The organism is Cellulosimicrobium sp. GQ32 (assembly GCF_059758455.1).
The window spans coordinates 130,405-155,944 of sequence record NZ_JCAXEP010000007.1; the positions used below are offsets into that span (position 1 = coordinate 130,405).

The window sequence follows — 25,540 nt, forward strand, 5'->3', positions numbered from 1 at the left end:
ACGTGTTCGGCTAGAGTTGTGCACAGGGCGCGCTCCGGCGGGTCCAGGACGCCGGTCCGGCACGACGGTCCACAGGCTCGAGGGTCGCCGGAGCCGCGTGTCGGTGGCTGCCCGTAGCGTCGGGCCACAACGAACAGATGAACGTCGAACCGAAGGTGGACTGACATGCCCGCACCCGCAGACCGCGAGAAGGCGCTCGAGGCAGCCCTCGCCCAGATCGACCGGAGCTTCGGCAAGGGCTCCGTGATGCGCCTCGGCGAGGAGGGCCGCGCCCCTGTCGAGGTCATCCCCACGGGCTCCATCGCGCTCGACATCGCGCTCGGCATCGGCGGTCTGCCGCGCGGTCGCGTCATCGAGGTGTACGGCCCGGAGTCCTCCGGCAAGACGACCGTCGCGCTGCACGCGGTGGCGAGCGCGCAGCGTGCGGGCGGCATCGCGGCGTTCATCGACGCCGAGCACGCCCTCGACCCGGAGTACGCCAAGAAGCTCGGCGTGGACACGGACGCGCTCCTGGTCTCCCAGCCGGACACCGGCGAGCAGGCGCTCGAGATCACGGACATGCTGATCCGCTCGGGCGCGCTCGACATCATCGTCATCGACTCCGTCGCGGCCCTCGTGCCCAAGGCGGAGATCGAGGGCGAGATGGGCGACAGCCACGTCGGTCTCCAGGCCCGCCTCATGTCGCAGGCGCTGCGCAAGATCACGGGTGCGCTCAGCGCCTCCGGGACCACCGCGATCTTCATCAACCAGCTCCGCGAGAAGATCGGCGTGTTCTTCGGCTCGCCCGAGACGACGACCGGTGGCAAGGCGCTGAAGTTCTACGCGTCCGTCCGCCTGGACATCCGTCGCATCGAGACGCTCAAGGAGGGCACCGACGCGGTCGGCAACCGGACCCGCGTCAAGGTCGTCAAGAACAAGATGGCCCCGCCCTTCAAGCAGGCCGAGTTCGACATCCTCTACGGCGTCGGCATCTCGCGCGAGGGCGGCCTCATCGACATGGGCGTGGAGCACGGGTTCGTGCGCAAGTCCGGGTCGTGGTTCACCTACGGTGGCGACCAGCTCGGTCAGGGCAAGGAGAACGCGCGCTCGTTCCTGCGCGACAACCCGGACCTCGCCAACGAGCTGGAGAAGAAGATCAAGGAGAAGCTCGGCGTCGGGGCCAAGATCGACGCGCCGGCCGATCCGGCCGCAGGCGTGACGGTCCCGGCCGACGGCGCTGCCGCGCCCGCCGCGGCCAAGGCTCCGGCCGCGGCCGCCAAGGGGAAGAAGTCGCCGTTCTGATCGACGAGCGCGACGGGGAGGACGGCTTCGAGCCGTCGGGCCCGCCTGAGGAGCACGACGGGCGTCGTTCCGGCCGCAAGGCCGGGCGGCGCCCGCGCCCGACCCTGCACGAGCTCGTGGAACGCGGCGAGATCAGCGACGCCGACCTCGCCGAGCGTGCGCGGGAGACGGTGCTGCGCATCCTGACGGCCGCACCCAAGAGTCGCGCCGAGCTCGAGCAGTCCCTCGCGCGCAAGGGCTACCCCGAGCACGTCGTGCTGCCGATCCTCGATCGGTTCGAGGAGGTCGGCCTCGTCGACGACGCGCAGTACGCCGAGATGATCGTCCGCACCCGGCACGCCGAGCGCGGGCTCTCACGCCGCGCGATCTCCACCGAGCTGCGGCGGCGCGGCATCGACGGCGAGGTCGGCGCCGCGGCGCTCGAGCAGGTCGACGACGACTCCGAGGCCGACGCGGCCCGGGAGCTCGCCCGCACGCGCCTCGCCCGCACGCGTGGCCTCGACCGCGACGTACGGGTGCGCAGGACCGTCGGGGCGCTCGCCCGCAAGGGCCACAGCCCGTCGCTGGCATTCGAGATCGTCCAGCGAGAGCTCGATGCCGAGGCGGCAGGATCCGCGCTCGACTGAGGGCGTCAGCGGGTAGCGGAGACCGCAGGTGCGTCCTCGGTCGGACCGCCCGCGACGACCGTGGGGTTGCCGATCCCCGGGCCGGCGGCGGTCGCCCCCGCGGTGCGACCGCTGAGGAAGCGGGAGAGCCAGCGGGCCACGAGGGTCAGCAGCCAGTTGATGACGATGAAGATCACCGCGGCGAGCACGAGCGACTGGAGGATGTTGCCGTTGCCCACGCCGTAGAGCTGAGCGGCCCGCAGGAGCTCGTTGTACGTGATGATCTGGCCGAGCGCGGAGTCCTTGAGGACGACGACGAGCTGCGAGACGAGCGCGGGGAGCATCGCGATGAGCGCCTGGGGGAGCTGGACCGAGCGCAGCGTCTGACCCTGGGTGAGCCCGATCGCAAGCCCGGCCTCGCTCTGACCCTTCGGGAGGTTCCCGACGCCGGAGCGCACGAGCTCGGCGATGACGGAGCCGTTGTAGAGCACGAGCGCGAAGACCACGGCGAGGAACGGCGCGTCGTCGACCTTGCTGAGACCGAGCAGCAGCCAGAAGAAGATCATCATCAGCAGGACGGGCACGGCCCGGAAGAACTCGACCACGATGCCGCTCACGACGCGCACGGCGCGCAGGTGCGAGAGCCGGCCGGTGCCGAACAGGAGCCCGAACGCGAGCGCGCCCACGATGGCGAACCCGGCGGCCCGCAGCGTGTTCTGGAGGCCGGGGATGAAGTAGTACTGCCAGGCGTCGGCCGTGAACAGCGACGACCACAGCTCCGGGGCGAGCTGGCCCTTGTTGCCGAGCGCCACGAGCACGAGCGCGGCGATCCCGAGGACGACGACGGCGCCGACGATGTTGCCCAGCAGGATCGCGCGGCGCGCGCGGGGACCGGGGGCGTCGAAGAGGACGGACTGCTGGGTGCTCATCGGCGGACCGCCAGTCGGTTGGAGAGGGACGTGGTGAGCAGGCCGATGGGGATGACGAGGATGACGTAGCCGATCGCGAACGTCAGGAAGATCCCGTAGATGTAGTTCGAGTTGAACTCGATCATGGTCTTCATGAGGCTCGAGGTCTCTGTCGTGACGCTCGCCGCGGCCGCGACGGTGGAGTTCTTCAGCAGCGCGATGAGCGTGTTGCCGAGCGGCGCGATCGAGCCGCGGAACGCCTGCGGCAGGATGATGAGCCGCGCCGCGGGCAGGAACGACAGGCCGATCGCCCGCGCCGCCTCCGCCTGGCCGATCGGCACCGTGTTCACGCCCGACCGGATCGACTCGCACACGAACGCGGCGTGGTAGATCGCCAGGCCCACGACGGCGAGCCGGAAGAAGTTCGCCGCGAAGTCGGGGGCGAGCGTGACGTTGAGCTGCCCCCACAGGCCCAGCACCATGAACGTCATGATGATCGTCAGCGGCGTGTTGCGGAACACGTTGACGTACGCGGTCCCCGCCCAGCGCAGGCTCGGTACGGGGGAGATCCGCATGAGCGCGAGCGCCGTGCCGAGCACGAGCGAGAGGATCGCGGCCCAGAACGTCAGCTGGATGTTGACCCAGAACGCGCCGAGCACGTCGTACTCCCGGGCGAGCGCCCAGGTCTGCGACAGGTAGTCACCCACGGTTGGTGGTCCTCCGGGAGGGTACGTGCCGGGCCGAGTCGACGGCCCGGCGGCCGGGGGAGCGGCGCACCGGCGCGCGGCTCCCCCGACCGTGGACGGTCAGGCGCAGGGGTCGACCGTCGGCGGGTTCTCGCTGGCGTTGGGCGTGTACCCGGTGCCCTCGGTGTTCTTGGTGACGAACTCCTCCCAGGAGCCGTCCTCGATCATCTTCTCGATCGCGGCGTTGACGTCCTCGCAGACGTCGTTGTCCTGCGGGAGCCCGACGCCGTAGCGCTCGGTCGAGAACGGCGCCCCGACGACCTTGACCTTGCCCTTGTTGGCAGGCTGGGCGGCGAGGCCCGCGAGGATGATGTCGTCGGTCGTGACGGCGTCGACCTGGCCCGCGGTGAGCGCGGTGACGCACTCGGCGTACCCGGGGCGCTCGAGGAGCTGCACGCCGGCGGCGTACTCGTCCTTGATGCGCTGCGCGGACGTCGAACCCGTGACGGAGCACAGGTTCTTGCCCTCGAGCGACTCCGGACCGGTGATGTCGGTGTTGTCCTCGGCGACGAGCAGGTCCTGCCCGGCGACGAAGTACGGCCCGGCGAACGCGACGGTCTCCTTGCGCGTGTCGGTGATGGAGTAGGTCGCGAAGATCATGTCGACCTGACCGGTCTGGAGCATCGTCTCGCGCTGGGCGGACGGCGCCTCGACCCACTCGATCTGGTCCTCGCCGTACCCGAGCTCGCCCGCCACGTACGTGGCGACGTCGACGTCGAAGCCCGTGTAGGTGGAGCCGTCCTGGTACCCGAGACCCGGCTGGTCGAACTTGATGCCGATCTTGATCGAGCCCTCGGCGCCGCCGCCGGTGTCGCCCGAGTCGGTGGCTCCGTCGGTCGCGGTGTCCTCGCCGCCGACCTCGCCGCCGCCGCACGCCGCGAGCGTGAGCGCGGTGAGAGCGGCCAGCACGGCAGCACCTGCGTGTCGTGTGCGCATCGTTCCTACCCTTCGTGAGTGGTGGCCGCCCGTCGAAGGTGTGCCTCGACGGTCGACCGGGTTCTGGGGCTGTCGGGCCGGGCCCGTAGGCGCCCGGCGGGATTCAGTGGGTGAGGATCTTCGACAGGAAGTCCTTGGCGCGGTCGCTCTTGGGCGCCGTGAAGAACTCCTCGGGGTGGGCCTCCTCGACGATCTGGCCGTCGGCCATGAAGACGACCCGGTTCGCGGCCTTGCGGGCGAAGCCCATCTCGTGCGTGACGACGATCATCGTCATGCCCTCCTTGGCGAGGGCGACCATGACGTCGAGGACCTCGTTGATCATCTCGGGGTCGAGCGCCGAGGTGGGCTCGTCGAAGAGCATGACCTTGGGCTGCATCGCGAGGGCGCGGGCGATGGCGACGCGCTGCTGCTGGCCGCCGGAGAGCTGGGCGGGCATCTTCTGCGCCTGGTTCATCACACCGACGCGGTCGAGCAGCGCGAGCGCGCGGTCCTTCGCGACCTTCCCCTTCTCGCGCCGCACCTTGACCGGGCCGAGCGTGACGTTGTCGAGGATCGTCTTGTGCGCGAAGAGGTTGAAGGACTGGAAGACCATGCCGACGTCGGAACGCAGGCGGGCGAGCTCCTTGCCCTCCTCGGGCAGGGGCTGCCCGTCGACGCGGATCTCCCCGGAGTCGATCGTCTCCAGCCGGTTGATCGCGCGGCACAGCGTCGACTTGCCGGAGCCCGACGGACCGATGACGACGAGCACCTCGCCGCGCCGGACCGTGAGGTTGATGTCCCGCAGCACGTGCAGGTCCCCGAAGTGCTTGTTGACGTCGCGCAGCTCGACGAGCGGCTCACCGAGGCCCTGCTCGGCGGGGAGGTGCTGAGCGTCCTGCGCGCTGCGCTGCGCGTCGGACGGCGAAGAGGTTTCGTCGGCCATTCCTGGACACTATGTCCCTTCTGTTGCACGGTGCCACCTCATCCGGCAACAGTCGGGCAACAGTTCAGTAACACGGCACCCGGCGCCGTACCCTGGACGGTGATGTCCACGATCGCCCCCGCCCCCGTCCCGGCCGCACTCGCGCCCCGCGCCACCCCCGGTGCTCCGGTCGACGACGCGCACCCGCGCACCTACGTCGTCCGCACGCTCGGCTGCCAGATGAACGTCCACGACTCCGAGCACATGGCGGGGATGCTGGAGGAGGCGGGATACACGCGCGCGAGCGCGGACGACGAGGCCGCGAACCGCGCCGACGTCGTCGTGATCAACACGTGCGCGGTGCGGGAGAACGCCGCGACGCGCCTCTACGGGAACCTCGGCCAGCTCGCCTCGGTCAAGGCGGCCCGGCCCGGGATGCAGATCGCCGTCGGCGGCTGCCTCGCGCAGAAGGACCGCGGCACGATCGTCGAGAAGGCGCCGTGGGTCGACGTCGTGTTCGGCACGCACAACCTCGACGCGCTGCCCGTGCTGCTCGAGCGGGCGCGCCACAACGAGGCCGCGCAGGTGGAGATCGCCGAGTCGCTCCAGGTCTTCCCGTCCACGCTGCCGACCAAGCGCGAGTCGGTCTACGCCGGCTGGGTCTCGATCAGCGTCGGCTGCAACAACACGTGCACGTTCTGCATCGTCCCGCACCTGCGCGGCAAGGAGCGCGACCGCCGCCCGGGCGAGGTCCTCGCCGAGGTCGGGGCGCTCGTCGAGGCCGGAGCCATCGAGGTCACCCTGCTCGGCCAGAACGTCAACAGCTACGGCGTCGAGTTCGGCGACCGCGGTGCGTTCGCCAAGCTCCTGCGCGCCTGCGGGACGATCGAGGGCCTCGAGCGCGTCCGCTTCACGTCGCCGCACCCCGCCGCGTTCACCGACGACGTCATCGCGGCGATGGCCGAGACGCCGAACGTCATGCCCCAGCTCCACATGCCGCTCCAGTCGGGGTCCGACCGGATCCTGCGCGCCATGCGCCGCTCCTACCGGTCCGAGCGCTTCCTCGGCATCCTCGACCGCGTGCGGGCCGCCATGCCCGACGCCGCCCTCACGACGGACATCATCGTCGGTTTCCCCGGGGAGACCGAGGAGGACTTCGCGGAGACGCTGCGCGTCGTCGAGGCGTCCCGCTTCTCCTCGGCCTTCATGTTCCAGTACTCGCCCCGCCCCGGGACGCCCGCCGCGACGATGGACGGCCAGCTCCCCAAGGAGGTCGTGCAGGAGCGCTTCGAGCGGCTCCAGGCGCTCCAGGAGCGCATCGCGGGCGAGGAGTCGGCTCGGCAGATCGGCCGGACGATCGACGTCCTCGTGGGCGAGGGCGCGGGACGCAAGGACGGTGCGACGCACCGTGTGACCGGCCGCGCGCCCGACAACCGGCTCGTGCACCTCGCGCTCCCCGCGGACGTCGTGCCCACGACGCCCGACGACGCCGTGCCGTCGCCCGCCGCGACGCCCGGGTCCGCGGACCCGCGCCTCGCGGACGACCTCGATGCCCGCCTGCCGCGGCCCGGCGACGTCGTGACGGTCGAGGTCACGCGCTCGGCGCCGCACCACCTCATCGCCGACTCGGCGCTCGCGGGTGGCGCGTTCGCGGTGCGCCGCACCCGATCCGGTGACGCGTGGGCGGCGCGCGAGCGCGCCCGCCTCGGTGGTGGCGACGACGACCACGGGCACGCGCACGGCGGCGGCGCCCCGTCCGGCCCCGTCGTCCTGGGCCTCCCCACGCTCCGCGCCTGAGCCCCCGGACGTCCGACGTCGAGAGCGGGCGGGTCAGGCAGGACGGGTGGGTCGGCGACGAGCGCGACCGGGCGTCAGAGCCGCGCTCGTGAGCCGACATCGACGGCCGACGTCAGCCGTCCAGCGTTCCCGGGGGGAGCTGAGCGCCGATGGCGTGGAAGAGCTGCACGGCGGTCCCGAGGCCGCACGAGACGGTCTGCGCGAGCTGGCTGTCCGTCGCACCGTGCTCGAGGTCCACGGAGACCTCCGCGTAGAGCGCGAGCCGGCCCGCCTCCTCGCGGACGTAGACCTTGGGCCAGATGCGCTCGCGGTTCCAGTCGTTGACGGCCTGGAGGGTCACGAGCCGTGACTCCAGCGGGAGCGACGTCGACCAGCGGCCCCGGACCTGGAGGATCTCGGACCGGTCGCCGAGCAGCAGGAACCAGAACCGGTGCCCGTCCCAGGTCCCGGTGATGTCGCCGTCGTCGTCCACCCGGAAGTGGTACCCCCGCCGCGTGAGGTGGTCGCCGATGCGCGTCATCGACAGCGCGCGCGGCAGCTCCTCCTCGCGCGGGAGCGAGTCGGGCGCCTTCGGCCGGCGGTTGCCGAACAGGCGCGTGAACCAGTTGGTGCGTGCCTGCGTCATGGCGCCTGCCTCGCGGGGTCGGGGTAGAACTCGTCGAGGGCGTCGAAGAACATCGACCCGGTGCTCAGCCCGCACTGGAGGAGCTGGTCGAGCTGGTCGTCCGTCACCCCGTGCTCGAGGTCCACGGTCACCTCGGTGAAGACCTGGATCATCCCGTTGTCGCGCACGCGCGTGTAGGTCTTGGGCCAGATCCGGTCCGCGTTCCACTCGTTGCAGAACTCGAGGATCTCCTCCAGCCGCTCGAGCGCGAGGTCGCGGTTCCACTGACCGCGGACCTGGAGGATCTCGTCGCCGTGGCCGAAGAGCAGGAAGTAGAAGAGCCGACCGTGCCACAGCCCGCCCACGTCGCCGTCGGAGTCGACGAAGTAGCTGTAGCCGCTGTCCGTGATCCACTCGACGACCCGGGAGAGCGCCAGCGGGGTCGGGGGACGCAGCACGTCGGTCGCGACCTGTCCCAGCTCTCGCGCCAGGAGGTCCTCGACCTGCGACTGGAGCTCGTCCCCGGCGCGGCCGGGTGCCGCCCCGCCGTCCGGAGCCTCGCCGGGATCACCGTCCCGCCGGTCGTCGTCGTCCCGCGCCCCGAAGAACCTCACCCACCCACCGTACTCGCGCGCGCCCCCGGACGTCGCATCGCGGACCCCGCGCGCGGCCGCCCTCGGCAGCGCACCCGGGTGGCGCCGGCCGCTGCGCGCGACGTCGGCACGGCGCGTTCCCGCTGCATCGCCGGGTGCACCCCGTGTGGTGCCGTCGGCTGCCGCCGTCCGTCGCTGGCTTCCGGGGTGACCCGACGCCGTGCCGACGGCGGCTACGGTGGGCCCGTGACCGTCCGCGCCGTCGTCCTGCCCGGTACCCCGCTCCTCGTCCCCGGCGCCGCGGGCGACACCACGCTGCTCGACGACACGCGCGCCGCGGCGCTCGCGGCGCTGGGCCGACTCGTGGACGGTGTCCGCTCCGCGCAGGGGGACGGGACGGCGCCCGTGGTCGTCGTCGCGCCGGGGGCCGCGCCGACGCGGGGTCCGGCGCGGGCGTCGCTCGCGGCGGCAGGCGTCGCGGACGCGTGGCTCGACGCCACGTGGGCCGTCGCGACACGTCCAGGCGCCCGGGACCGCCCCGTGGCGGGGACGGCCGCGTCGGTGGGACTCCTCGCGCTGGCCGGCGCGGGCTGGACGGGCGCGGTCGACGTGGTCGAGCTCGACGACGCCGACGCGCCCGCCGCGCACGCGCTCGGCGAGACCCTCGCCCGGCAGGGCGCTCGCCTCGTCGTCGTGCACGACCCGCGGAGCGCGGCGCCGGAGGCGGTGCTCGCCGGGTTCGGCGCCGCGCCTGACGCCGGGCACCGTCACGTCGCGACGGGGGAGTACGAGCAGCGTCGCTACGAGGTGCGCTGGTACGACGACGTCGGCCCCGCCACCCCGGCCGGCAGCTCCGTCAGCCGCTGAGCCCCGCGCCGACCTCCGCCGCGTCCTGCTCCCGGCCGAGGCGGCGCAGGGTCGCGACGAGCTCGTTGGCGACCAGCGTCCGGGCGTCTCGGTCGTGGACGATCGCGAAGCCCTCCATCGCGGACTCGAGGAGGTCGACGGCCTCCGCGTCGGCACCGGCCTCGCAGCGGGAGCGCCCCGCGAGCCAGAACGCGTGGGCCGCGTCGCCGACCTGTCCCGCGCGCGCGAACTCCTCCGCCACGGCCTCGGCGAGCGTGGCGGCAGCGTCGAGCTCTCCCGCGGTCGCCAGCAGCCGGGCTCGGGTGTCCCGCAGGTCGCGGCGCTCCTGCTCGTCGGCCGCCGCGTCCCGCTCGACGAGGTCGGCAGCACGGGGGACCTGATCGGCGACGTCGGAACCTGCCGCGTCGAGGTCGTCCAGCGTCCGCTGGAGCTGCGCGAGCGCTCCGGTCACGTCGCCGCGCCCGGCCTCCAGCCGGGCGTACGCACGGACGACGGGGCCGACGAACCGGGGTGCGACCCCACCCGCGCGCACCAGCGCAAGGGCGTGCACGAACGCCGGGGCGGCGCCCTCGTCGTCGCCCTCGACCGCGGCGAGCTGGGCCGCCTCGGCGAGCGCGAACCCGGCCCGGTCGAGGTGGCCCGCCGACTCCAGCAGCGCCGACGCGCGCCGCAGGAGCTGCGCCGCGCGCACCGGGTCCTCGTGCGCGATCTCGTCGGCGAGCCTGAGGAGCCCCTCGGTGTCGGTGGGCTCGTCCGCGGCGTGCCCGACGTGCCCGGAGCCGTGCTCGGTGCCGACGTCCGCACCGGTCGCGCCGCCGGGGAGCGACGGTGTCGCGCCGCCCGGCGAGGACGTCGCCCCGTCGTCCGCCGCGCCGTCGTCGCCCACGGCGAGACCGGCCGGGTCGCCCGCGCCGGGCTCCGGCGCGGGCGACAGGACCGCGAGGTCGACGGGGAGCGTGCGGGCTCCCTGGTCCCACGCGGCCCGTAGACGCTCGGACGCGGCAGGCGTGCCGTTGCGGGCGTCGAACGAGGATGCGAGGTCGGCCGCCTCCCGGCGGACCCAGTCGTCGAGCTCCGCGACGGTCGTCGCGGGCACGTCGCGCAGGGCGAGCGGCGCGTCCGCGTGCTCGGCCCGCAGCACGCCTGTGGCGACGCCCACGCTCGTGAGGAAGCCGAGGCGGTCGCCCGGCGAGTCGGCCTCGGTGAGGAACGCCTGGTGCTCGCCGAGCAGGCGCAGCGCGCGCGAGGCGTTGCCCGTGCGCGCGAGGAACTCGACGTGCCGGCCCTTCGGCCCCGTCATCGACACCCCGGTGTCGAGGTGTCGCAGGCCGCGCCGGTGCGTGCGGGCGGCGGCCTCGGCATCGCCGACCTCCACGTACGCGAGCTGGAGGTGGGAGAGCATGTCACCGGGCTCGGTGGCGCACGAGGGCGACCCCTGGAGCACCTGCTCGAGGAGCCGGATGCCCTCCTCGTGACGCCCGGTCTCGAAGAGGTACGCGGCGCGGTCGCCGGGCTCGCACGCCTCGCACTGGGAATACTCGTCCCGTGGGGTCGCGACCCAGGCGCGATAGGCGTCCTCGACGTCCGCGCCGCCCCGCTCGCGGGCCCACTCGAAGCGCTCCAGCTCGACGGCGTTCGTCCCGTTCCCCGCGAGCGCGTAACGCCGCGCCATGTCGTCGAGCGTGCGCTCGATCTGCGCGGCGGGGACGGTGGGGAACTCCATGAGATGCCCGACCATCCACTTGAACGACCAGAAGAGCGAGTGCGCGTCCTCCGCGTCGAAGTGCTCGGGGTGCTCGTCCCACCAGCGGAGCATCTTGGTGAACGGCAGGTAGGCCTTGGTGACCTCGCCGCCCCAGACGAAGGACTCGACGAGGACGAAGAGCGCGTACGCGCGCGCCCCGTCCGGACCCTCGGCCTCGACGCGCTCGACCTCGGCCGCGGCGGCCGTGGAGCGGGCGAGGCCGTAGGGCATGCGGCGGACGTCGTACAGCGCGGCGTTCACCTGGTCCACGGACCGGGTCATCGGTTCTCCTCGTCGGTGTGCTGGTCGGTGTGCTGGTGGTGGCGAGGGTTCGCGAGGGCGCGGGCCAGGAGGAGCGACAGCGAGTCGTTCATGAGCGCGGCCTCGACGGGCTGGAGCGCCTTGCCCGAAGCCAGCACCGCGGTGACGTACAGCGACCGGGCCCCCGCGGCACGGACCTCGGCGTCGGGGCTCGCGAGCAGGTCGCGCACCGTGTCGTTCGCGTCGTTGAGGACCAGCCGACGAGGGCGGGCGGGGCCGCTGAGACCCGCGAGGATCTCGCCCCACAGGTCGTCCGTCTCGGCCACGCGGGCCGCCTCGCGCGCGTGGTCGCCGTCGCGGTCGTGCAGCAGCATCGCGGGCAGGGCGTCCGGCTCGTACCGGCGCAGCACGACGTCGCAGTCCTGCTCGGCGAGCGCGGCGTCGACCGACGCGAGCGCCTCCGCGACCTCGAGCTCGCGCAGGGGCTCGACCTCGGCGAGGACGTGCGCGACGTCGGCGGCGGAGACCGGCGACAGCCGCCACTGCGGGAACCGCGCCGCGACGCGCTCGAGCAGGTCCGCGTCGTAGACGTACCCACCGTTGACGACGGCCAGGCCCTGAGCGGCCGCGACGGGGGCGATGCGGCGGAACTCCTCGACGCTCGAGGTGTAGAGCAGGCGGCCCTCCGGGTGCGCCTCCGCGAGGTCGGCGAGCGTCCCGGTCCCGGCGGTCGTCTCGAACGGCAGCACGCGCGCCGCGACGTCGAGCATCTCGTCGTCGGTGAGCGCGAGGGCCCGGACCGCGAGGTGGTGGGTCTCCAGGAAGCGTCGCGCGAGGACGGTGTCCTCCGCGAGCGTCTCGAGCAGCCACCGGCGGACCTGCGCGCCGAGCGCGTCCCGGGTCGCGAGCAGGACCTCGTCCTCGTACAGGCCCTCGCGCGACGCGGTCGGCCGCAGCACGGACGCGTCGAGGACGCAACGGACGAAGAACGCCCACGGGGGGAGCAGGTCGTCGACCGCGCTGCCGAGCAGCATGCGCTTGAGGTAGACCCGGTGCCGCGCCGTGGTCGTCGGCGCGACCGCGGCCGGGAGCACGTACGCCACGCCGGACAGGCCCGCGAGGGGCAGGTCGAGGTCGATCCGGGCGAGCGGGCCGAATCCCAGCGTCCGCTCGGCGTAGCCCGTCAGGGCGGCGTCGCGCGCGGCAGTCGTCGGGTGCGCGGCCCGCCAGGGGAGCTCGTCGCCGCTCAGCCGGCGCAGCACGACGGGGGCGTCCGCGCCGTCCGCCGCCTCGCCGTCGAGCCGGGTCTCGACGAGCAGCTCGACCGGCAGCAGCGAGCCGAAGTCCTGCGCGAGCGCGACCACCGTCTCCGGTGCGAGCCAGTGCTCGGTGTCCCGGCGCGGGCGCAGCCGCACGACGCTCCCCGGCTCCGCGGGCGCGTCCGGGTCGTCCGGCCCGAGCTCGACGAGCTCGTACCGCCCGTCCGCCCGGCCCCGCCAGCGGACGGGGGCCGCCCGGCCTCCCGAGGGCGACGGGCGGGCGGAGCGCGACACGAGCTCGATCTCGTCGGCGACCATGAAAGCCGAGAGCAGCCCGATGCCGAACTGGCCCAGGAACTCCTCACGGCCCGAGCCCAGCTCGACGTCGCGCTTGGAGCTGCGCCCGATGGTGGCGAGCAGCTCCTGCGCCTCGTCGCGGGTCAGGCCCACGCCCGAGTCGTGCACCTCGAGACCACCGTCGGGGAGCGGGCGCAGCAGGACGCGGTTCGGGGACTCCGGGCCCTCCAGGGCGACGCGCGCCGTGATCGCGTCGACCCCGTTCTGCAGGAGCTCGCGCAGGTACACGCGTGGGCTGGAGTACAGGTGCCGGGCGAGGAGGTCCACGACGCCCCGCAGGTCGACCTGGAACGCCGCGGTCGCGTCCCCGCCCGGGGCCGTGCCGGGCGGGTGGCTCCCGTCCGTGCGCTCGTGCGCCGCGCTCACCGCGCCTCGACGTCGGCGGGGCCGCCGGGGACCACGCCCTGCGCCGCCGTGTCGGGGAAGCGCTCGTCGAGAGCGTCGAAGAACTGGAGGCCCGTGAACAGGCCGCACTCGACGAGCTGGCCGAGCTGGTCGTCCGCCGCGCCGAACTCGAGGTCGGTCGCGACCTCGGTGTACACGGCGACCTGGTCGTCCTCGACCCGCGTGTAGACCTTGGGCCAGATCTTGTCGCGGTTGAACTCGTTGGCGACGAGCACGACCTGCGCCTCCGCGGCGGCAGGCAGCGTCCGGTTCCACCGGCCTCGGACCTGGAGGATCTCCTGCTTCTCGCCCATGAGGAAGAAGAAGAACACCTTGCCGTCCCAGTTGCCGCCGAGGTCCCCGTCGGAGTCGACGAAGTACTTCCAGTCGCGGCTCTTGAGGAACGCCTCGACCCGCTCGCGCGTCAGCGGCGCGTTCTGGCTCGTCGGGGCGGCGTCCGGCTTGGTGAAGAAACCCATGTCTCGAGTCCTTGTCGTCGGTGTCAGGGTCCGTGCGCCGCCCGCGAGAGGGCAGGCCGGGGCACGTGACGGGGTGGGTGGCGGGCCCGCGAGCAGGCGGACCGTCCACCGGACACACTACGCACCACCGCCCACAGGACCCAGGTCCGGGCTACCCGGCCGGTACCGTTGCGCGGGTGAAAACCGAGCACGACCCGACCGGCGCGCGGGACGGGGGCGACCGGCGCGGCCGCCGCGTCGTCGTCGCCGTCGTGGGGCCGACCGCCACGGGCAAGTCGGACCTCGCCCTCGACCTGGCCGAGCGGCTGTCCGTCCCCGGGGCGCCGGCGGAGATCGTCAACGCCGACGCCTACCAGCTCTACCGCGGCATGGACGTCGGCACCGCGAAGGTCCCCGTCGACGAGCGCCGCGGCGTGCGTCATCACCTGCTCGACGTGATCGACCCCGTCGAGGACGCGTCGGTCGCGCGCTACCAGGCCGAGGCCCGGCGCGTGCTCGACGAGATCGCCGCGCGCGGGGCGCGCGCCGTCGTCGTGGGCGGGTCCGGCCTGTACGTGCGCGCGCTCCTCGACGACATGCGGTTCCCCGGTACCGACCCCGCCGTGCGCGCGGCGCTCGAGGCGCGCGCCGATGCCGAGGGGACGCGCGCGCTGCACGACGAGCTGGCGCGGCGCGACCCCGCGGCCGCCGCGAGCATCGGCCCTGCCAACACGCGGCGGATCGTCCGCGCCCTGGAGGTCATGGAGCTCACGGGCGAGCCGTTCACGGCGAACCTCCCGCGGCAGGCGTACGTGCGCCCGACCGTCCAGATCGGTCTCGACTGCGACCGCGAGGTCCTCGACGCACGCGTGGCGGGACGGGTCGAGCACATGTGGGCGCAGGGGCTCGTCGACGAGGTCCGCCGCGTCGAGGCGCAGGGGATGGGTCGCACTGCGCGTCGCGCCGTCGGGTACGCCGAGGTGCTGGCCGCGCTCCACGGGGAGACGACCGAGGACGCGGCGCGCGAGGCGGTCACCGCGAACACGCGGCGCCTCGCGCGCAAGCAGATGGGCTGGTTCGGCCGGGACCCGCGCGTGCACTGGCTCGACGCGCAGTCCCCGACCCGCGTCGAGGACGCGCTGACCCTCGTGGCCCGGGCGGACGAGCACGCGGACGCCGTCGCGCGGGGCGACGTCCCCGAGCCGGACGAAGCGGACAGCGACGCCCCCGTGCGCCGTAGTCTGGGCTCATGACGCGCACCCGCTTCACCAAGGGCCACGGCACCCGCAACGACTTCGTGCTGCTCGCGGACACGAAGGGCGAGCTCGACCTCACGCCCGAGCTCGTGCGCGCGCTCGCCGACCGCCGCGGCGGGATCGGTGGCGACGGCGTCATCCGTCTCGTCCCGACGGCGCTCGTGCCGGAGTCGCGCGAGGTGCTCGCCGAGGACCCGCACGCCATCTGGTTCATGGACTACCGCAACGCCGACGGCTCGGTGGCCGAGATGTGCGGCAACGGCGTGCGCGTGTTCGCCGCGTTCGCCGAGCGGCTCGGGCTCGTGAGCTTCGCGGGCGGGACCGAGGTGCCCGTCGGGACACGCGCGGGCGTCAAGCGCGTGCGCAAGGAGGCCGACGGCTGGTTCGCGGTCGACATGGGCCGCTGGTTCCTGCCCGGCGGCCGTCCCGCGCTGCACGACGGCTACGACGCGACGGTGGTCGTGCGCGGCTGGGAGGTCCCGCGCCCCGCGCTGAGCGTCGACCTCGGCAACCCCCACACCGTGCTCGCCGTCGCGCGCGAGGACCTGCTCGACCACGCCGACCTCACCGAGGCGCCCGTGGTCGAGCCGCACCCGACGCACGGGACGAACGTCGAGCTCGTGGTGCCGCTGGGTGAGACGACGGCCGACGACGGCACGCTCGTCGGGCGCGTCCGCATGCGCGTGCACGAGCGCGGGGTCGGGGAGACGCCGTCGTGCGGCACCGGCGCGTGCGCCGCGGCGCTCGCGGTCCGCGTCTGGGGTGGCCCGGACGCGCCGGACACCTGGCTCGTCGACGTCCCGGGCGGGACCGTCCGCGTGCGGGCGCTCGAGGGGGACCGCGTCGAGCTCGCGGGGCCGGCAGAGCTCGTGTACGCGGGCGAGGTCGACCTCGCGTCGTTCCTGCCCGCCCCCGCCACGGCGCGGGCCGAGGGCGCCGACGACGCGGCACCCGAGGGCGACGACGGGTCGGAGGGCGCCCCGCGCGCCGACACCGATGAGGGCGCCCCCGACGGGACGCCGGACGCGGAGCGCACCGCGGTCTGACGGACGGCCGCGCCGTCGGCATCGGTCCGGTCGCGACGCGTCGGTCCGGCTCAGGCCGGCGCCACGACCTCCAGGACCCGGAAGCCCTTCGCGCTCGCGGCGCGCTCGACGACCGCGCCCGGCAGGAGGGGCGGCAGCGCATCGGCAAGCCAGCGCTGGAGCGAGTCCGACCCGAGGTTGCGCTGCACGACGAGGTGCGCGCTCGCGCCCCGCGCGAGGCGCGGGAGCCAGTGCAGCAGCATCGCGTGGAGGACGTCCTTGCCGACCCGGATCGGCGGGTTGGACCACAGCGCGGCGAACGCGACGTCGTCGGGCACGGCGTCGGGGACGACGGCACGGACGTTCGACAGGCCCAGCCGCTCCGCGTTGCGCCGCACCAGGTCGAGCGCTCGCTCGTTGACGTCGACGGCCCACACGGTCGCGTCCGGGGCCTCGAGCGCCATCGTCAGCGCGACGGGGCCCCAACCGCAGCCGAGGTCGAGGACGTGCGCCGGGCCGGCGCCGGCGCGTGCCGCCACGACCTCGTCGAGCGGCGGGGTGGTGCGGAGCAGGACCTGCGTGCCGAGGTCGAGTCGACCGGGGGAGAAGACGCCGGACGCGACCTCGACCTCGACGTCACGGCCTGCCAGGCGTACGGAGATCGTGCGGCGCTCGGCGGCGGACGCCGGCTTCGCGGTGAAGTAGTGGTCGTGCGTGCCGTCCTGCGCGGGGTCGGCGACGGGGTCCTGGTCCTCGGTCACGTCGGCCGATCCTACGCGGGCAGGCGCGCGGACGACGGCGGCCGGGCCCGTCCGGCCGGGCCTCACCCGCTTATCCACTGGCCTCGGGACGTTTTCCCGTGCCACGCTTGTTCTGGTAACAGGGCGCACGAGCGCCCTTCCCCGACGAAAGGCGGCACATGAGCGCTACCCCGGCAAACACACCGGCGAACCCCACCTCGGCTCAGGACGAGCCGACCGGCGCGACGCGGGACATCGCGAACGACGTCGTGGCGCGGGTGCTCGCTCGGGCCGGGACGGCGCGTGCCGAGGGCGGCACGGTCCACGCACGGCACGACGGCGAGCAGCTCGAGCTCGAGGAGCGCAGCGCGCTGCGCCGCGTGGTCGGCCTGTCGACCGAGCTCGAGGACGTCACCGAGGTCGAGTACCGGCAGCTGCGCCTCGAGAAGGTCGTGCTCGTCGGGCTGTGGAGCCCCGGCTCCGACCCGCGCGAGGACGGCGCGCCCTCGTCCGCGGAGGAGGCCGAGATCTCGCTGCGCGAGCTCGCGGCCCTCGCCGAGACGGCGGGCTCCCAGGTGCTCGACGGCGTGATCCAGCGCCGCGCGAAGCCCGACCCGGGCACGTACCTGGGCTCCGGCAAGGCGGCAGAGCTCGCCGACGTCGTCGCAGCCAGCGGCGCGGACACGGTCGTGATCGACGGCGAGCTCGCGCCTTCCCAGCGGCGTGCGCTCGAGGACATCGTCAAGGTCAAGGTGATCGACCGGACCGCGCTGATCCTCGACATCTTCGCCCAGCACGCCAAGTCCCGGGAGGGCAAGGCCCAGGTCGAGCTCGCCCAGCTCGAGTACCTCCTCCCGCGCCTGCGCGGGTGGGGCGAGTCGATGTCCCGGCAGGCCGGCGGCCAGGTCGGCGGCGCCGGTGCGGGCATGGGATCGCGCGGCCCCGGTGAGACGAAGATCGAGCTGGACCGCCGCCGTATCCGCAACCGCATGGCGAAGCTGCGCCGCGAGATCCAGGCGATGGCCCCGGGCCGGGAGACCAAGCGTGCGTCGCGCAAGCGGCACGCGATCCCGTCCGTCGCGATCGCCGGGTACACGAACGCGGGCAAGTCCAGCCTGCTCAACGCGATCACCGGCGCGGGCGTGCTCGTCGAGAACGCGCTGTTCGCGACGCTCGACCCGACGGTGCGCCGCACGCGCACCGAGGACGGCCGCGTCTACACGCTCGCCGACACCGTGGGGTTCGTGCGGGCGCTGCCGCACCAGCTCGTCGAGGCGTTCCGCTCGACGCTCGAGGAGGTCGGCGACGCCGACCTGCTGCTCCACGTGGTGGACGCGTCGCACCCCGACCCGGAGGGCCAGATCGCGGCGGTCCGGCACGTCCTGGCCGACATCCCGGGCGTCGAGGACGTGCCCGAGGTGATCGTCCTCAACAAGGCGGACCTCGCGGACCCGGAGACGATCGCGCGGATCCGGCTGCGCGAGCGGCGCACGGTCGTCGTGTCGGCGCACACGGGCGAGGGGATCGAGCACCTGCGCGAGCTCATCGCGCACGAGCTGCCCCGGCCCGACGTCGAGATCGACGTCGTCGTGCCCTACCACCGTGGCGACCTCGTGCACCGCGTGCACACCGAGGGCGAGATCGACCACGAGGAGCACACGCCCGAGGGCACGCTCCTGCGCGGTCGTGTCGCCCAGGCGCTCGCGACCGAGCTCGTCGGCGCCTCGGCCCAGGGCTGAGCGCGCCTCGACGGGTCTGCCGCCCGACGCCCCTCCACGACCCCGCACGGCCTGCGCCGTGCGGGGTCGTGCCGTACCCGCGCCGCCGTCCACAGGACGGCCGGCCCGTGGGTGCCCGACCGTAGACTCGGCAGGTGCCCCCCTCCACACGACCCGCCCCCGACCGTGTCGACGCCGAGGGGCCGGGCACGACGGCCGGCACCTCGAGCGGCGACGTGCCCGCGGTCGACGCGCTCCTCGACGTCGCCGTCACGCGGCTGGGTGGTGCTCGGCGCGACGGCCAGCACGCGATGGCGCGCGCGGTCACCGAGGCGATCGAGAGCTCGGAGCACCTCGTCGTCCAGGCGGGCACGGGCACGGGGAAGTCGCTCGGGTACCTCGTGCCGGCGGTGCGGCACGCCGTCGCGACGGACGAACGGGTGATCGTCTCGACGGCGACCCTCGCGCTCCAACGTCAGGTCATCACGCGCGACCTGCCGCTCGTCGCCGACGCCGTGGCGGACCGTCTCCCGCGGCCCGCCACGATCGCGCTGCTCAAGGGGTGGCACAACTACCTGTGCGTCCACAAGATCGCGGGCGGGTACCCGGCCGACGAGCCGACGCTGTTCGACCTGCCGGGCGAGTCCGCGGGCGCCGCCGACCACCCCGCCGCACGCGGAGGGAGCAGCGCGGTCGCGCTCGGCGAGCAGGTCGTGCGGCTGCGGGAGTGGGCCGACGAGACGTCGACCGGCGACCGGGACGACCTGGTGCCCGGCGTGAGCGACAAGGCGTGGCGGCAGGTCTCGGTCACCGCCCTCGAGTGCCTCGGTCAGCGATGCCCGATGCTCGCCGAGTGCTTCCCCGAGAAGGCGCGCGCGACGGCGCGCGAGGCGGACGTCGTCGTGACCAACCACGCGATGCTCGGCATCGCCGCGATGGGGTCGCCCGGCGTGCTGCCCGAGCACGACGTGCTCGTCGTCGACGAGGCGCACGAGCTCGCGGACCGCGTCACGGCGGCCGCGACGGTCGACCTCTCGGTCCCGGCGATCGAGAGCGCGGCGCGGCTCGCACGCCGGCACGGCGGCGTCACGACGGACGCGCTCGACGCGGCGTCGGCGGCGTTCGGGACGGTCGTGGGCGCGCTGCCCGCCGAGCGGTTCCCGGACGGGCTGCCCGACGGCGCGCGCTCGGCCGTCGCCGCGGTGCGCGACGCCGCGCGCGAGGTCCTCTCGACGCTCAAGCCCGAGACCGGGGTCACCAAGCCCGCCCAGCCGGACTCCGGGCTGAAGATGGCCCAGTCGACCATGCTCCAGCTCTTCGAGGTCGCCGAGCGCATGGCCGCCGACCCGACCGGGCACGACGTGCTCTGGTGCTCCCGGCCCGGCGAGGGCGGCTGGTCGGCCGACCGGTTCGGCGAGGGCGCGAGCCGGCTGCACGCCGCCCCGCTCGGCGTCGCCGGCCTCATCCGGACGCACCTGCTCGCCGAGCGGACAGGGGTGTTCACGTCCGCGACGCTCGCCCTCGGAGGGAGCTTCGACGCCGTGGCGCGCACCTTCGGCCTCGGGAACGGCGGTGAGGGCGGCGACGCCGACGCGCCGCGGTGGCGCGGGCTCGACGTCGGGAGCCCGTTCGACTACGCGCGGCAGGGCATCCTCTACGTCGCCAAGCGCCTGCCCACGCCGGGCCGGGAGGCATCCACGGAGCACCAGCTCGACGAGATCGCGGCCCTCGTGGAGGCTGCCGGGGGGCGCACGCTCGGCCTGTTCTCGTCACGCCGCGCCGCGGTCGCCGCGGCGGAGGCGATGCGTGAGCGGCTCGACGTGCCGATCCTGTGCCAGGGCGACGACCAGCTCCCGACGCTCGTGCGGGAGTTCGCCGACGACCCGGCGACGTGCCTGTTCGGCACCCTGTCGCTCTGGCAGGGCGTGGACGTCCCGGGGCCGTCGTGCCAGCTCGTGCTCATCGACCGGATCCCGTTCCCGCGCCCGGACGACCCGGTCAAGTCGGCTCGGGCACGTGCGGTCGAGGCCGCAGGCGGCAACGGGTTCATGCAGGTCTCCGCGACGCACGCAGCGCTCCTGCTGGCGCAGGGCGCCGGCCGGCTCGTGCGGTCCACGGCCGACCGAGGCGTGGTCGCGGTCCTCGACCCGCGCCTCGTGACCGCGCGCTACGGCACGTTCCTCACGCGGTCCATGCCGGGGTTCTGGCAGACGACGGAGCGCGACGTCGCTACCGCTGCGCTACGGCGCCTCGCCGCCCTAGGCTGAGTCCTTCCCGCGAGCATCAGGGAATCCAGCGAACTTTCACGGAGGCGAGATGACGACGAGCACGTCCCCGCAGGGCACCGGCGACGCGACCACGGGCGGTCCGGGAGGGGGAGCGCGGACGACCAAGCTCGCGATCGTCGGGGCCGGCGCGGTCGGGTCGACGCTCGCGTACGCGGCCCTCATGCGCGGCGCCGCGCGCACGGTGGCGCTCCTGGACGTCAACAAGGCGAAGGTCGAGGCGGAGGTGCTCGACCTCCAGCACGGCATCCAGTTCATGCCGATGGCCCGGGTCGAGGGCTCGGACGACGTCGCGGTCTGCGCCGGGGCGGACGTGGTCGTCGTGACGGCCGGGGCGAAGCAGAAGCCCGGCCAGACACGGCTCGACCTCGCGGAGGGCACGATCGGCCTCATGCGCACGATCCTGCCCGGGCTGGTGGAGGTCGCCCCGGACGCGGTCTACGTCATGGTGACCAACCCCGTCGACATCGTCACGTACGCGGCGCTCAAGTTCTCCGGGCTGCCGCCGACGCAGCTCTTCGGCAGCGGCACGGTCCTCGACTCGTCGCGCCTGCGCTTCCTCGTGGCCCAGCACTGCGGCGTCGCGGTGCAGAACGTCCACGCGTACGTCGCGGGCGAGCACGGCGACAGCGAGATCCCGCTGTGGAGCTCGGCGACCATTGGCGGCGTGCCGCTCCTGGAATGGCCTGGCCTCGGCGGGAGGGGGCCCCTCACCGCGGAGGTGCGTGACGACATCGCGCGCGAGGTGGTGCAGTCGGCCTACCGGATCATCGAGGGCAAGGGCGCGACGAACTACGCCGTCGGGCTCGCGGGCACGCGCATCATCGAGGCCGTGCTCGACGACGAGCACCGGATCCTGCCCGTCTCGACGCTCCTGGACGGCGCGTACGGGCTCGACGACGTGTGCCTCTCGCTGCCGACGCTGGTCGACCGGCGGGGCGCCGCCGAGCGGGTCGAGGTACCGCTGGCCGACGCGGAGCTCGCCGGCCTGCGGTCGTCCGCCGAGTCGCTGCGCGCCGTCGCCCGCCGCTTCGGTCTCTGACCGGCCGGGACCGCCGCTTCGGTCTCTGACCGAGCGGCCCGAGCACCGCGAGAGCCGGGTGGTCGACGACCACCCGGCTCTCGGCGTGCTGAGGGGAGGGGCCTCGGTCGCTCAGAGGCTGCGCAGCACGGAGACGACGCGCCCGAGGACCTGGGCGTCGTCTCCCGGGATCGGGTCGTACGCGGCGTTGTGCGGCATGAGCCACACGTGGCCGTCCGCGCGCCGCAGCGACTTCACCGTGGCCTCGCCGTCGATCATCGCCGCGACGATCTCGCCGTTCTCCGCGACCGGCTGGCGGCGCACGACGACCCAGTCGCCGTCGCAGATCGCGGCGTCGATCATCGAGTCGCCCTGGACCCGCAGGAGGAAGAGCTCGCCCTCGCCGACGAGCTGGCGGGGCAGCGGGAAGACGTCCTCGACGACCTGCTCCGCGAGGATCGGTCCACCGGCCGCGATGCGTCCGACGACCGGCACGTACGACGGCGCGGGGTGCGCCTCGTCGTACGGGAGCTGGGGCACGGCGCCCGCGGTCCCGAGCGAGGTCGCGCGGCGCGCGTCGTCCGGCTGGACGACCTCGATGGCGCGGGGGCGGTTCGGGTCGCGCCGCAGGAAGCCCTTGCGCTCGAGCGTCGTGAGCTGGTGCTTCACGGACGACGGGCTCGTCAGGCCGACTGCCTCGCCGATCTCCCGCATGCTCGGCGGGTAGCCGCGCTGCTCGACGCACGCGCGGATGGTCTCGAGCACGAGACGCTGCCGCGGTGTGAGTCCGTCACCCCCCGCCGACCCGTCCGGGAGCTCGCGCACCTCGGCGAGCCCCCGTGCCCTGTCCGTGCCTCGTGCCGCCATGGTCGCTCCGCCTTCGTCCGTCGCGGCCGCCGACGCCTCCCGGCCTGCGGCCTCCCCTCCCGGTGCGTGCGCCCCGGGACCTCGGTCGTTCCACCAGGTCCGAGCGGACATGTCCGGCGAACCGACCTGACCCCAGGCTAGGGGAGGTTGCGACACGAATCAAACACCTGTTCGAGCATGTCTCGACTCTGTCGGCGGTTCGTGATAGACCTTCGTACAGATGTTCTACGTACACGTGTTCGACCGATCTGGTCGGCGCGGGAGGCGAAGGGCTCGCGGCGTCCGATCGACCGGGGAAGGCGATCGGGCCCGCGGGCCGGGACGGAGCAGGCATGGATGCGATGGCGATCTCGACGGTCGGGCCTCTCGGCCGCGCGGGCGGGGCCGCGGCGCCGGAGCGCGCGGGCGAGCGGCCGTTGCGACTCACCCGGCGGGGCCGCGTGGTCCTCGTGCTCCTGGCGGCCGTGGTGCTCCTGCTCGCCGCGCGCGTGGGCGTCGCCGTCGCGAGCGCGCCGGGCGAGCCCGTGGAGGTCCGGGTCCACGTCGTGACCGCGGGGGAGACGCTGTGGGAGCTCGCGCGGGGCGTGGCGGCTCCGGGCGAGGATCTCCGGGACGTCGTGAGCGGGCTCGCCGAGCTCAACGGTCTCTCGTCGTCCGGCCTCCAGGCCGGCCAGAAGATCCTTCTTCCGGCATCTGCCTAGGGCTGCGCCGCTCGTCGTCGGCGCGCCGGGCTTCGTTGTGACGCAGGACACGGCAGCAGATCCTCGTGCGCCGGGTCGCAGGGGTTGCATCTCCGATTAGGTCAGCCTAAGTTAGTCTCACCTCACAACGCCGGCTGGGGGGCTGGGCGGACGAGGCGAGGAGCGCGCGGTCCACCGCGACTCCTGTGCACGTCGTCGCGCGTGAGGCGAGTCACGCGTGAGATGGGGACGGGGGCGTCCCGACGGGGGCGGTCGACCACGACCGCCCCCGTTCTGCTGTCCACGGGCGGGAGCCTGATGCCGTCGTCCCGACCTCCGCGGGGCCTCCGCGCTGGAGGCGTGTTGCACCGCCCCGCCGCGACGGCATACGTTCGTCGCGCCGACCCGTCGGCGCGAACCCGCGGAGGAGCCCGTCATGCACTGCCCGTTCTGCCGCCACGCGGACTCCCGCGTCGTCGACTCGCGCACCTCGGACGACGGCGCGTCGATCCGTCGGCGTCGCCAGTGCCCCGAGTGCAACCGCCGCTTCACGACGATCGAGACCGCGAGCCTGTCCGTGGTCAAGCGCTCGGGCGTCACGGAGCCCTTCTCGCGCGAGAAGATCGTCAACGGCGTGCGCAAGGCCTGCCAGGGGCGCCCCGTCAACGAGGACGACCTGGCGGTGCTCGCTCAGCGCGTCGAAGAGACGATCCGGGCGAGCGGCAGCGCGGAGCTCGACGCGTACGAGATCGGGCTCGCGATCCTCGGGCCGCTGCGCGAGCTCGACGAGGTCGCCTACCTGCGCTTCGCGAGCGTCTACCAGGCGTTCGACTCGCTCGAGGACTTCGAGAGCGCGATCACCTCGCTCCGGGTCGAGCGCGAGGAGCGCGAGTCGGCGGCACGGGCCGAGGTCCTTGACGGCGCCTCTCCCGTCGGGGACGTGAGCGAGGAGCCCGCGCCGCACGCCTGAGGCGGCGCCGCAGCGCCTCGTCGTCGTTCCCGCGTCGCGGACCCCGGACCCCGGACCGCGTCCGCGGTGCTACAGGTCGCTGGACCGCGACGCCCAGATGTTGATGCCCGTGTCCGCGGGCAGCGCGTCGACGGCCGCGAGCTCCTCGGTGGAGAGCCCGGGCGCATCGAGCGCGGCGAGGTTCTCGTCGAGCTGGCGCGTCGAGCTCGCGCCGAGCAGGACCGAGGTGACGCGCTCGTCCCGCATCGCCCAGAGGATCGCCGTCGTCGCGAGGCTGCGCCCGTGGGCGCGGGCGAGGCCGTCGAGCCTGCGCACGTGGTCGAGGTTCGCGTCCGAGAGGAACGTCGGTCGCAGGGGCCCGCCGCGCGCCACGCGGGAGTCGTCCGGGACCCCGCGCAGGTACCGGTCGGTGAGCATCCCCTGGGCGAGAGGAGAGAAGGCCACGACGCCGAGGCCCTCGGCCCCGGCGACGTCGAGCACGGACGCCCCTGCGGGATCGTGCGGGTCGGGCTCCTCGACCCACCGGTTGAGCATCGAGTACGACACCTGGGTCACGACGAGGTCGACGCCGAGCTGCTCCGCGACGCGCAGCGCCTCCCGGGTGCGGCGCGCGGAGTAGGAGGAGATGCCCGCGTACCGCGCGCGTCCCGAGCGGACCGCCGTGGCGAGCGCGCCGACGGTCTCCTCGAGCGGCGTCGTCGGGTCGAAGCGGTGGGAGTAGAAGATCTCGACGTGGTCGAGGCCGAGCCGGCGCAGCGACGCGTCGAGGGACGAGAGCAGGTACTTGCGCGAGCCGCCCTCGCCGTAGGGTCCGGGCCCCATGCGGTAGCCGGCCTTGGTCGTCACGACGAGCTCGTCGCGGACCGACCGCAGCTCGCGCGCGAGCAGGCGTCCCAGCGACTCCTCCGCCGCTCCGCCCGGCGGGCCGTAGTTGTTCGCGAGGTCGAGGTGGGTCACCCCGCGGTCGACCGCGTGCAGCACGATCTCCCGCTGGGTCGCCCGGGGGTCGGCGTCGCCGAAGTTCTGCCACAGCCCCAGCGAGACGGTCGGCAGCGCGAGCCCGGAACGACCGAGACGGCGGTGCGGCAGCGAGGCGCGGCCGGTGGGCGACGGCGGCGCGGCCGGGCGGGCGGCGGGAGCAGGGGAGGCGTCGGGCGGCACGGTGCCGACGCTACCCGACGCCGTCCGACGGCCCGTCGGAGAGCCGACGGACCGGGGGACAAATCAGGTGGCGTCCGGCGACAGGGTGCGGGAGGCTGGCGAGGTGCCCGCACCGT

Annotated in this window: 23 protein-coding genes; 11 read left to right on the forward strand and 12 right to left on the reverse strand. The window is 73.9% G+C overall.

What is annotated here, in order from left to right:
• The first annotated feature begins 165 nt into the window (after positions 1 to 165).
• Both recA and AC6CH9_RS13195 read left to right on the forward strand, forming a co-directional pair.
• Positions 166 to 1,281 (forward strand): recombinase RecA, encoded by a 1,116-nt coding sequence (recA, locus tag AC6CH9_RS13190; protein ID WP_141389653.1) that lies wholly within the window; start codon positions 166 to 168, stop codon positions 1,279 to 1,281.
• A 116-nt stretch (positions 1,282 to 1,397) separates the two neighbouring features.
• Complete coding sequence (locus AC6CH9_RS13195; protein WP_498155291.1) at positions 1,398 to 1,907, forward strand: regulatory protein RecX; 510 nt, start codon at positions 1,398 to 1,400, stop codon at positions 1,905 to 1,907.
• Between the two features lie 5 nt (positions 1,908 to 1,912).
• On the opposite strand, the gene AC6CH9_RS13200 is transcribed toward AC6CH9_RS13195, so the two are convergent.
• The 4 genes from AC6CH9_RS13200 to AC6CH9_RS13215 form a co-directional block, all read right to left on the reverse strand.
• Positions 1,913 to 2,815 carry an amino acid ABC transporter permease gene (locus tag AC6CH9_RS13200; RefSeq protein WP_498155292.1) on the reverse strand — a complete coding sequence of 301 codons (903 nt, stop codon included), beginning with the start codon at positions 2,813 to 2,815 and terminating at the stop codon, positions 1,913 to 1,915.
• The gene (locus tag AC6CH9_RS13205; protein WP_047233748.1) at positions 2,812 to 3,501 is read right to left on the reverse strand and encodes an amino acid ABC transporter permease; all 690 of its coding nucleotides are present in this window, start codon (positions 3,499 to 3,501) and stop codon (positions 2,812 to 2,814) included. The genes AC6CH9_RS13200 and AC6CH9_RS13205 overlap by 4 nt, the downstream gene beginning before the upstream one ends.
• 99 nt (positions 3,502 to 3,600) lie before the next feature.
• Complete coding sequence (locus tag AC6CH9_RS13210; RefSeq protein ID WP_053371634.1) at positions 3,601 to 4,476, reverse strand: glutamate ABC transporter substrate-binding protein; 876 nt, start codon at positions 4,474 to 4,476, stop codon at positions 3,601 to 3,603.
• A 103-nt stretch (positions 4,477 to 4,579) separates the two neighbouring features.
• A complete protein-coding gene (locus AC6CH9_RS13215) occupies positions 4,580 to 5,398 on the reverse strand; it encodes an amino acid ABC transporter ATP-binding protein (RefSeq protein WP_389272801.1) in 819 nt (272 codons plus the stop codon).
• Positions 5,399 to 5,500: 102 nt separating this feature from the next.
• Between AC6CH9_RS13215 and miaB the strand changes: the two genes are divergently transcribed.
• A complete protein-coding gene (gene miaB, locus AC6CH9_RS13220; RefSeq protein WP_498155293.1) occupies positions 5,501 to 7,174 on the forward strand; it encodes a tRNA (N6-isopentenyl adenosine(37)-C2)-methylthiotransferase MiaB in 1,674 nt (557 codons plus the stop codon).
• Positions 7,175 to 7,286: 112 nt separating this feature from the next.
• Here the strand turns inward: miaB and AC6CH9_RS13225 are convergent, their stop codons facing one another.
• The gene (locus tag AC6CH9_RS13225; RefSeq protein ID WP_498155294.1) at positions 7,287 to 7,799 is read right to left on the reverse strand and encodes a type III secretion system chaperone family protein; all 513 of its coding nucleotides are present in this window, start codon (positions 7,797 to 7,799) and stop codon (positions 7,287 to 7,289) included.
• Positions 7,796 to 8,392, reverse strand: coding sequence for a type III secretion system chaperone family protein (locus tag AC6CH9_RS13230; protein ID WP_378232484.1), 597 nt, complete (start codon positions 8,390 to 8,392; stop codon positions 7,796 to 7,798). Before AC6CH9_RS13230 ends, AC6CH9_RS13225 begins: the two co-directional genes overlap by 4 nt.
• Before the next feature lie 225 nt (positions 8,393 to 8,617).
• Between AC6CH9_RS13230 and AC6CH9_RS13235 the strand changes: the two genes are divergently transcribed.
• Entirely contained in the window at positions 8,618 to 9,238 is a 621-nt protein-coding gene (locus AC6CH9_RS13235) for a hypothetical protein (RefSeq protein WP_498155295.1), read from the forward strand.
• Here the strand turns inward: AC6CH9_RS13235 and AC6CH9_RS13240 are convergent.
• The 3 genes from AC6CH9_RS13240 to AC6CH9_RS13250 are packed head-to-tail and all read right to left on the reverse strand — an operon-like array spanning position 9,228 to position 13,722.
• A complete protein-coding gene (locus AC6CH9_RS13240; RefSeq protein ID WP_498155296.1) occupies positions 9,228 to 11,264 on the reverse strand; it encodes a hypothetical protein in 2,037 nt (678 codons plus the stop codon). The genes AC6CH9_RS13235 and AC6CH9_RS13240 overlap by 11 nt on opposite strands.
• Positions 11,261 to 13,225, reverse strand: a complete 1,965-nt coding sequence (locus tag AC6CH9_RS13245) for an HSP90 family protein (RefSeq protein WP_498155297.1) — start codon at positions 13,223 to 13,225, stop codon at positions 11,261 to 11,263. Before AC6CH9_RS13245 ends, AC6CH9_RS13240 begins: the two co-directional genes overlap by 4 nt.
• Positions 13,222 to 13,722 carry a type III secretion system chaperone family protein gene (locus AC6CH9_RS13250; protein WP_498155298.1) on the reverse strand — a complete coding sequence of 167 codons (501 nt, stop codon included), beginning with the start codon at positions 13,720 to 13,722 and terminating at the stop codon, positions 13,222 to 13,224. Before AC6CH9_RS13250 ends, AC6CH9_RS13245 begins: the two co-directional genes overlap by 4 nt.
• Before the next feature lie 176 nt (positions 13,723 to 13,898).
• Here AC6CH9_RS13250 and miaA point away from each other — a divergent pair, with 176 nt between their 5' ends.
• Both miaA and dapF read left to right on the forward strand, forming a co-directional pair.
• Positions 13,899 to 14,954, forward strand: coding sequence for a tRNA (adenosine(37)-N6)-dimethylallyltransferase MiaA (gene miaA, locus AC6CH9_RS13255; protein WP_498155299.1), 1,056 nt, complete (start codon positions 13,899 to 13,901; stop codon positions 14,952 to 14,954).
• Complete coding sequence (gene dapF / locus AC6CH9_RS13260; protein WP_498155300.1) at positions 14,951 to 16,003, forward strand: diaminopimelate epimerase; 1,053 nt, start codon at positions 14,951 to 14,953, stop codon at positions 16,001 to 16,003. Before miaA ends, dapF begins: the two co-directional genes overlap by 4 nt.
• Before the next feature lie 50 nt (positions 16,004 to 16,053).
• On the opposite strand, the gene AC6CH9_RS13265 is transcribed toward dapF, so the two are convergent.
• On the reverse strand, positions 16,054 to 16,743 hold the full coding sequence (locus tag AC6CH9_RS13265) for a class I SAM-dependent methyltransferase (RefSeq protein WP_498155301.1): 690 nt from the start codon (positions 16,741 to 16,743) through the stop codon (positions 16,054 to 16,056).
• Between the two features lie 158 nt (positions 16,744 to 16,901).
• Here AC6CH9_RS13265 and hflX point away from each other — a divergent pair, with 158 nt between their 5' ends.
• From hflX to AC6CH9_RS13280, 3 genes are all read left to right on the forward strand, one after another.
• The gene (gene hflX, locus AC6CH9_RS13270; protein ID WP_498155302.1) at positions 16,902 to 18,461 is read left to right on the forward strand and encodes a GTPase HflX; all 1,560 of its coding nucleotides are present in this window, start codon (positions 16,902 to 16,904) and stop codon (positions 18,459 to 18,461) included.
• A gap of 134 nt (positions 18,462 to 18,595) precedes the next feature.
• Entirely contained in the window at positions 18,596 to 20,707 is a 2,112-nt protein-coding gene (locus AC6CH9_RS13275; protein ID WP_498155303.1) for an ATP-dependent DNA helicase, read from the forward strand.
• Positions 20,708 to 20,756: 49 nt separating this feature from the next.
• A complete protein-coding gene (locus AC6CH9_RS13280; RefSeq protein ID WP_498155304.1) occupies positions 20,757 to 21,767 on the forward strand; it encodes an L-lactate dehydrogenase in 1,011 nt (336 codons plus the stop codon).
• 111 nt (positions 21,768 to 21,878) lie between these two features.
• Here the strand turns inward: AC6CH9_RS13280 and lexA are convergent, their stop codons facing one another.
• Positions 21,879 to 22,613, reverse strand: coding sequence for a transcriptional repressor LexA (lexA, locus tag AC6CH9_RS13285; protein ID WP_498155305.1), 735 nt, complete (start codon positions 22,611 to 22,613; stop codon positions 21,879 to 21,881).
• Positions 22,614 to 22,945: 332 nt separating this feature from the next.
• Here lexA and AC6CH9_RS13290 point away from each other — a divergent pair, with 332 nt between their 5' ends.
• Both AC6CH9_RS13290 and nrdR read left to right on the forward strand, forming a co-directional pair.
• Positions 22,946 to 23,314: a LysM peptidoglycan-binding domain-containing protein gene (locus AC6CH9_RS13290; RefSeq protein ID WP_498155306.1), complete on the forward strand. Its 369-nt coding sequence runs from the start codon at positions 22,946 to 22,948 to the stop codon at positions 23,312 to 23,314.
• A 415-nt stretch (positions 23,315 to 23,729) separates the two neighbouring features.
• On the forward strand, positions 23,730 to 24,263 hold the full coding sequence (nrdR, locus tag AC6CH9_RS13295) for a transcriptional regulator NrdR (protein WP_498155307.1): 534 nt from the start codon (positions 23,730 to 23,732) through the stop codon (positions 24,261 to 24,263).
• Positions 24,264 to 24,332: 69 nt separating this feature from the next.
• Here the strand turns inward: nrdR and AC6CH9_RS13300 are convergent, their stop codons facing one another.
• Positions 24,333 to 25,424 (reverse strand): aldo/keto reductase, encoded by a 1,092-nt coding sequence (locus tag AC6CH9_RS13300; protein WP_498155308.1) that lies wholly within the window; start codon positions 25,422 to 25,424, stop codon positions 24,333 to 24,335.
• Positions 25,425 to 25,540: the final 116 nt, after the last annotated feature.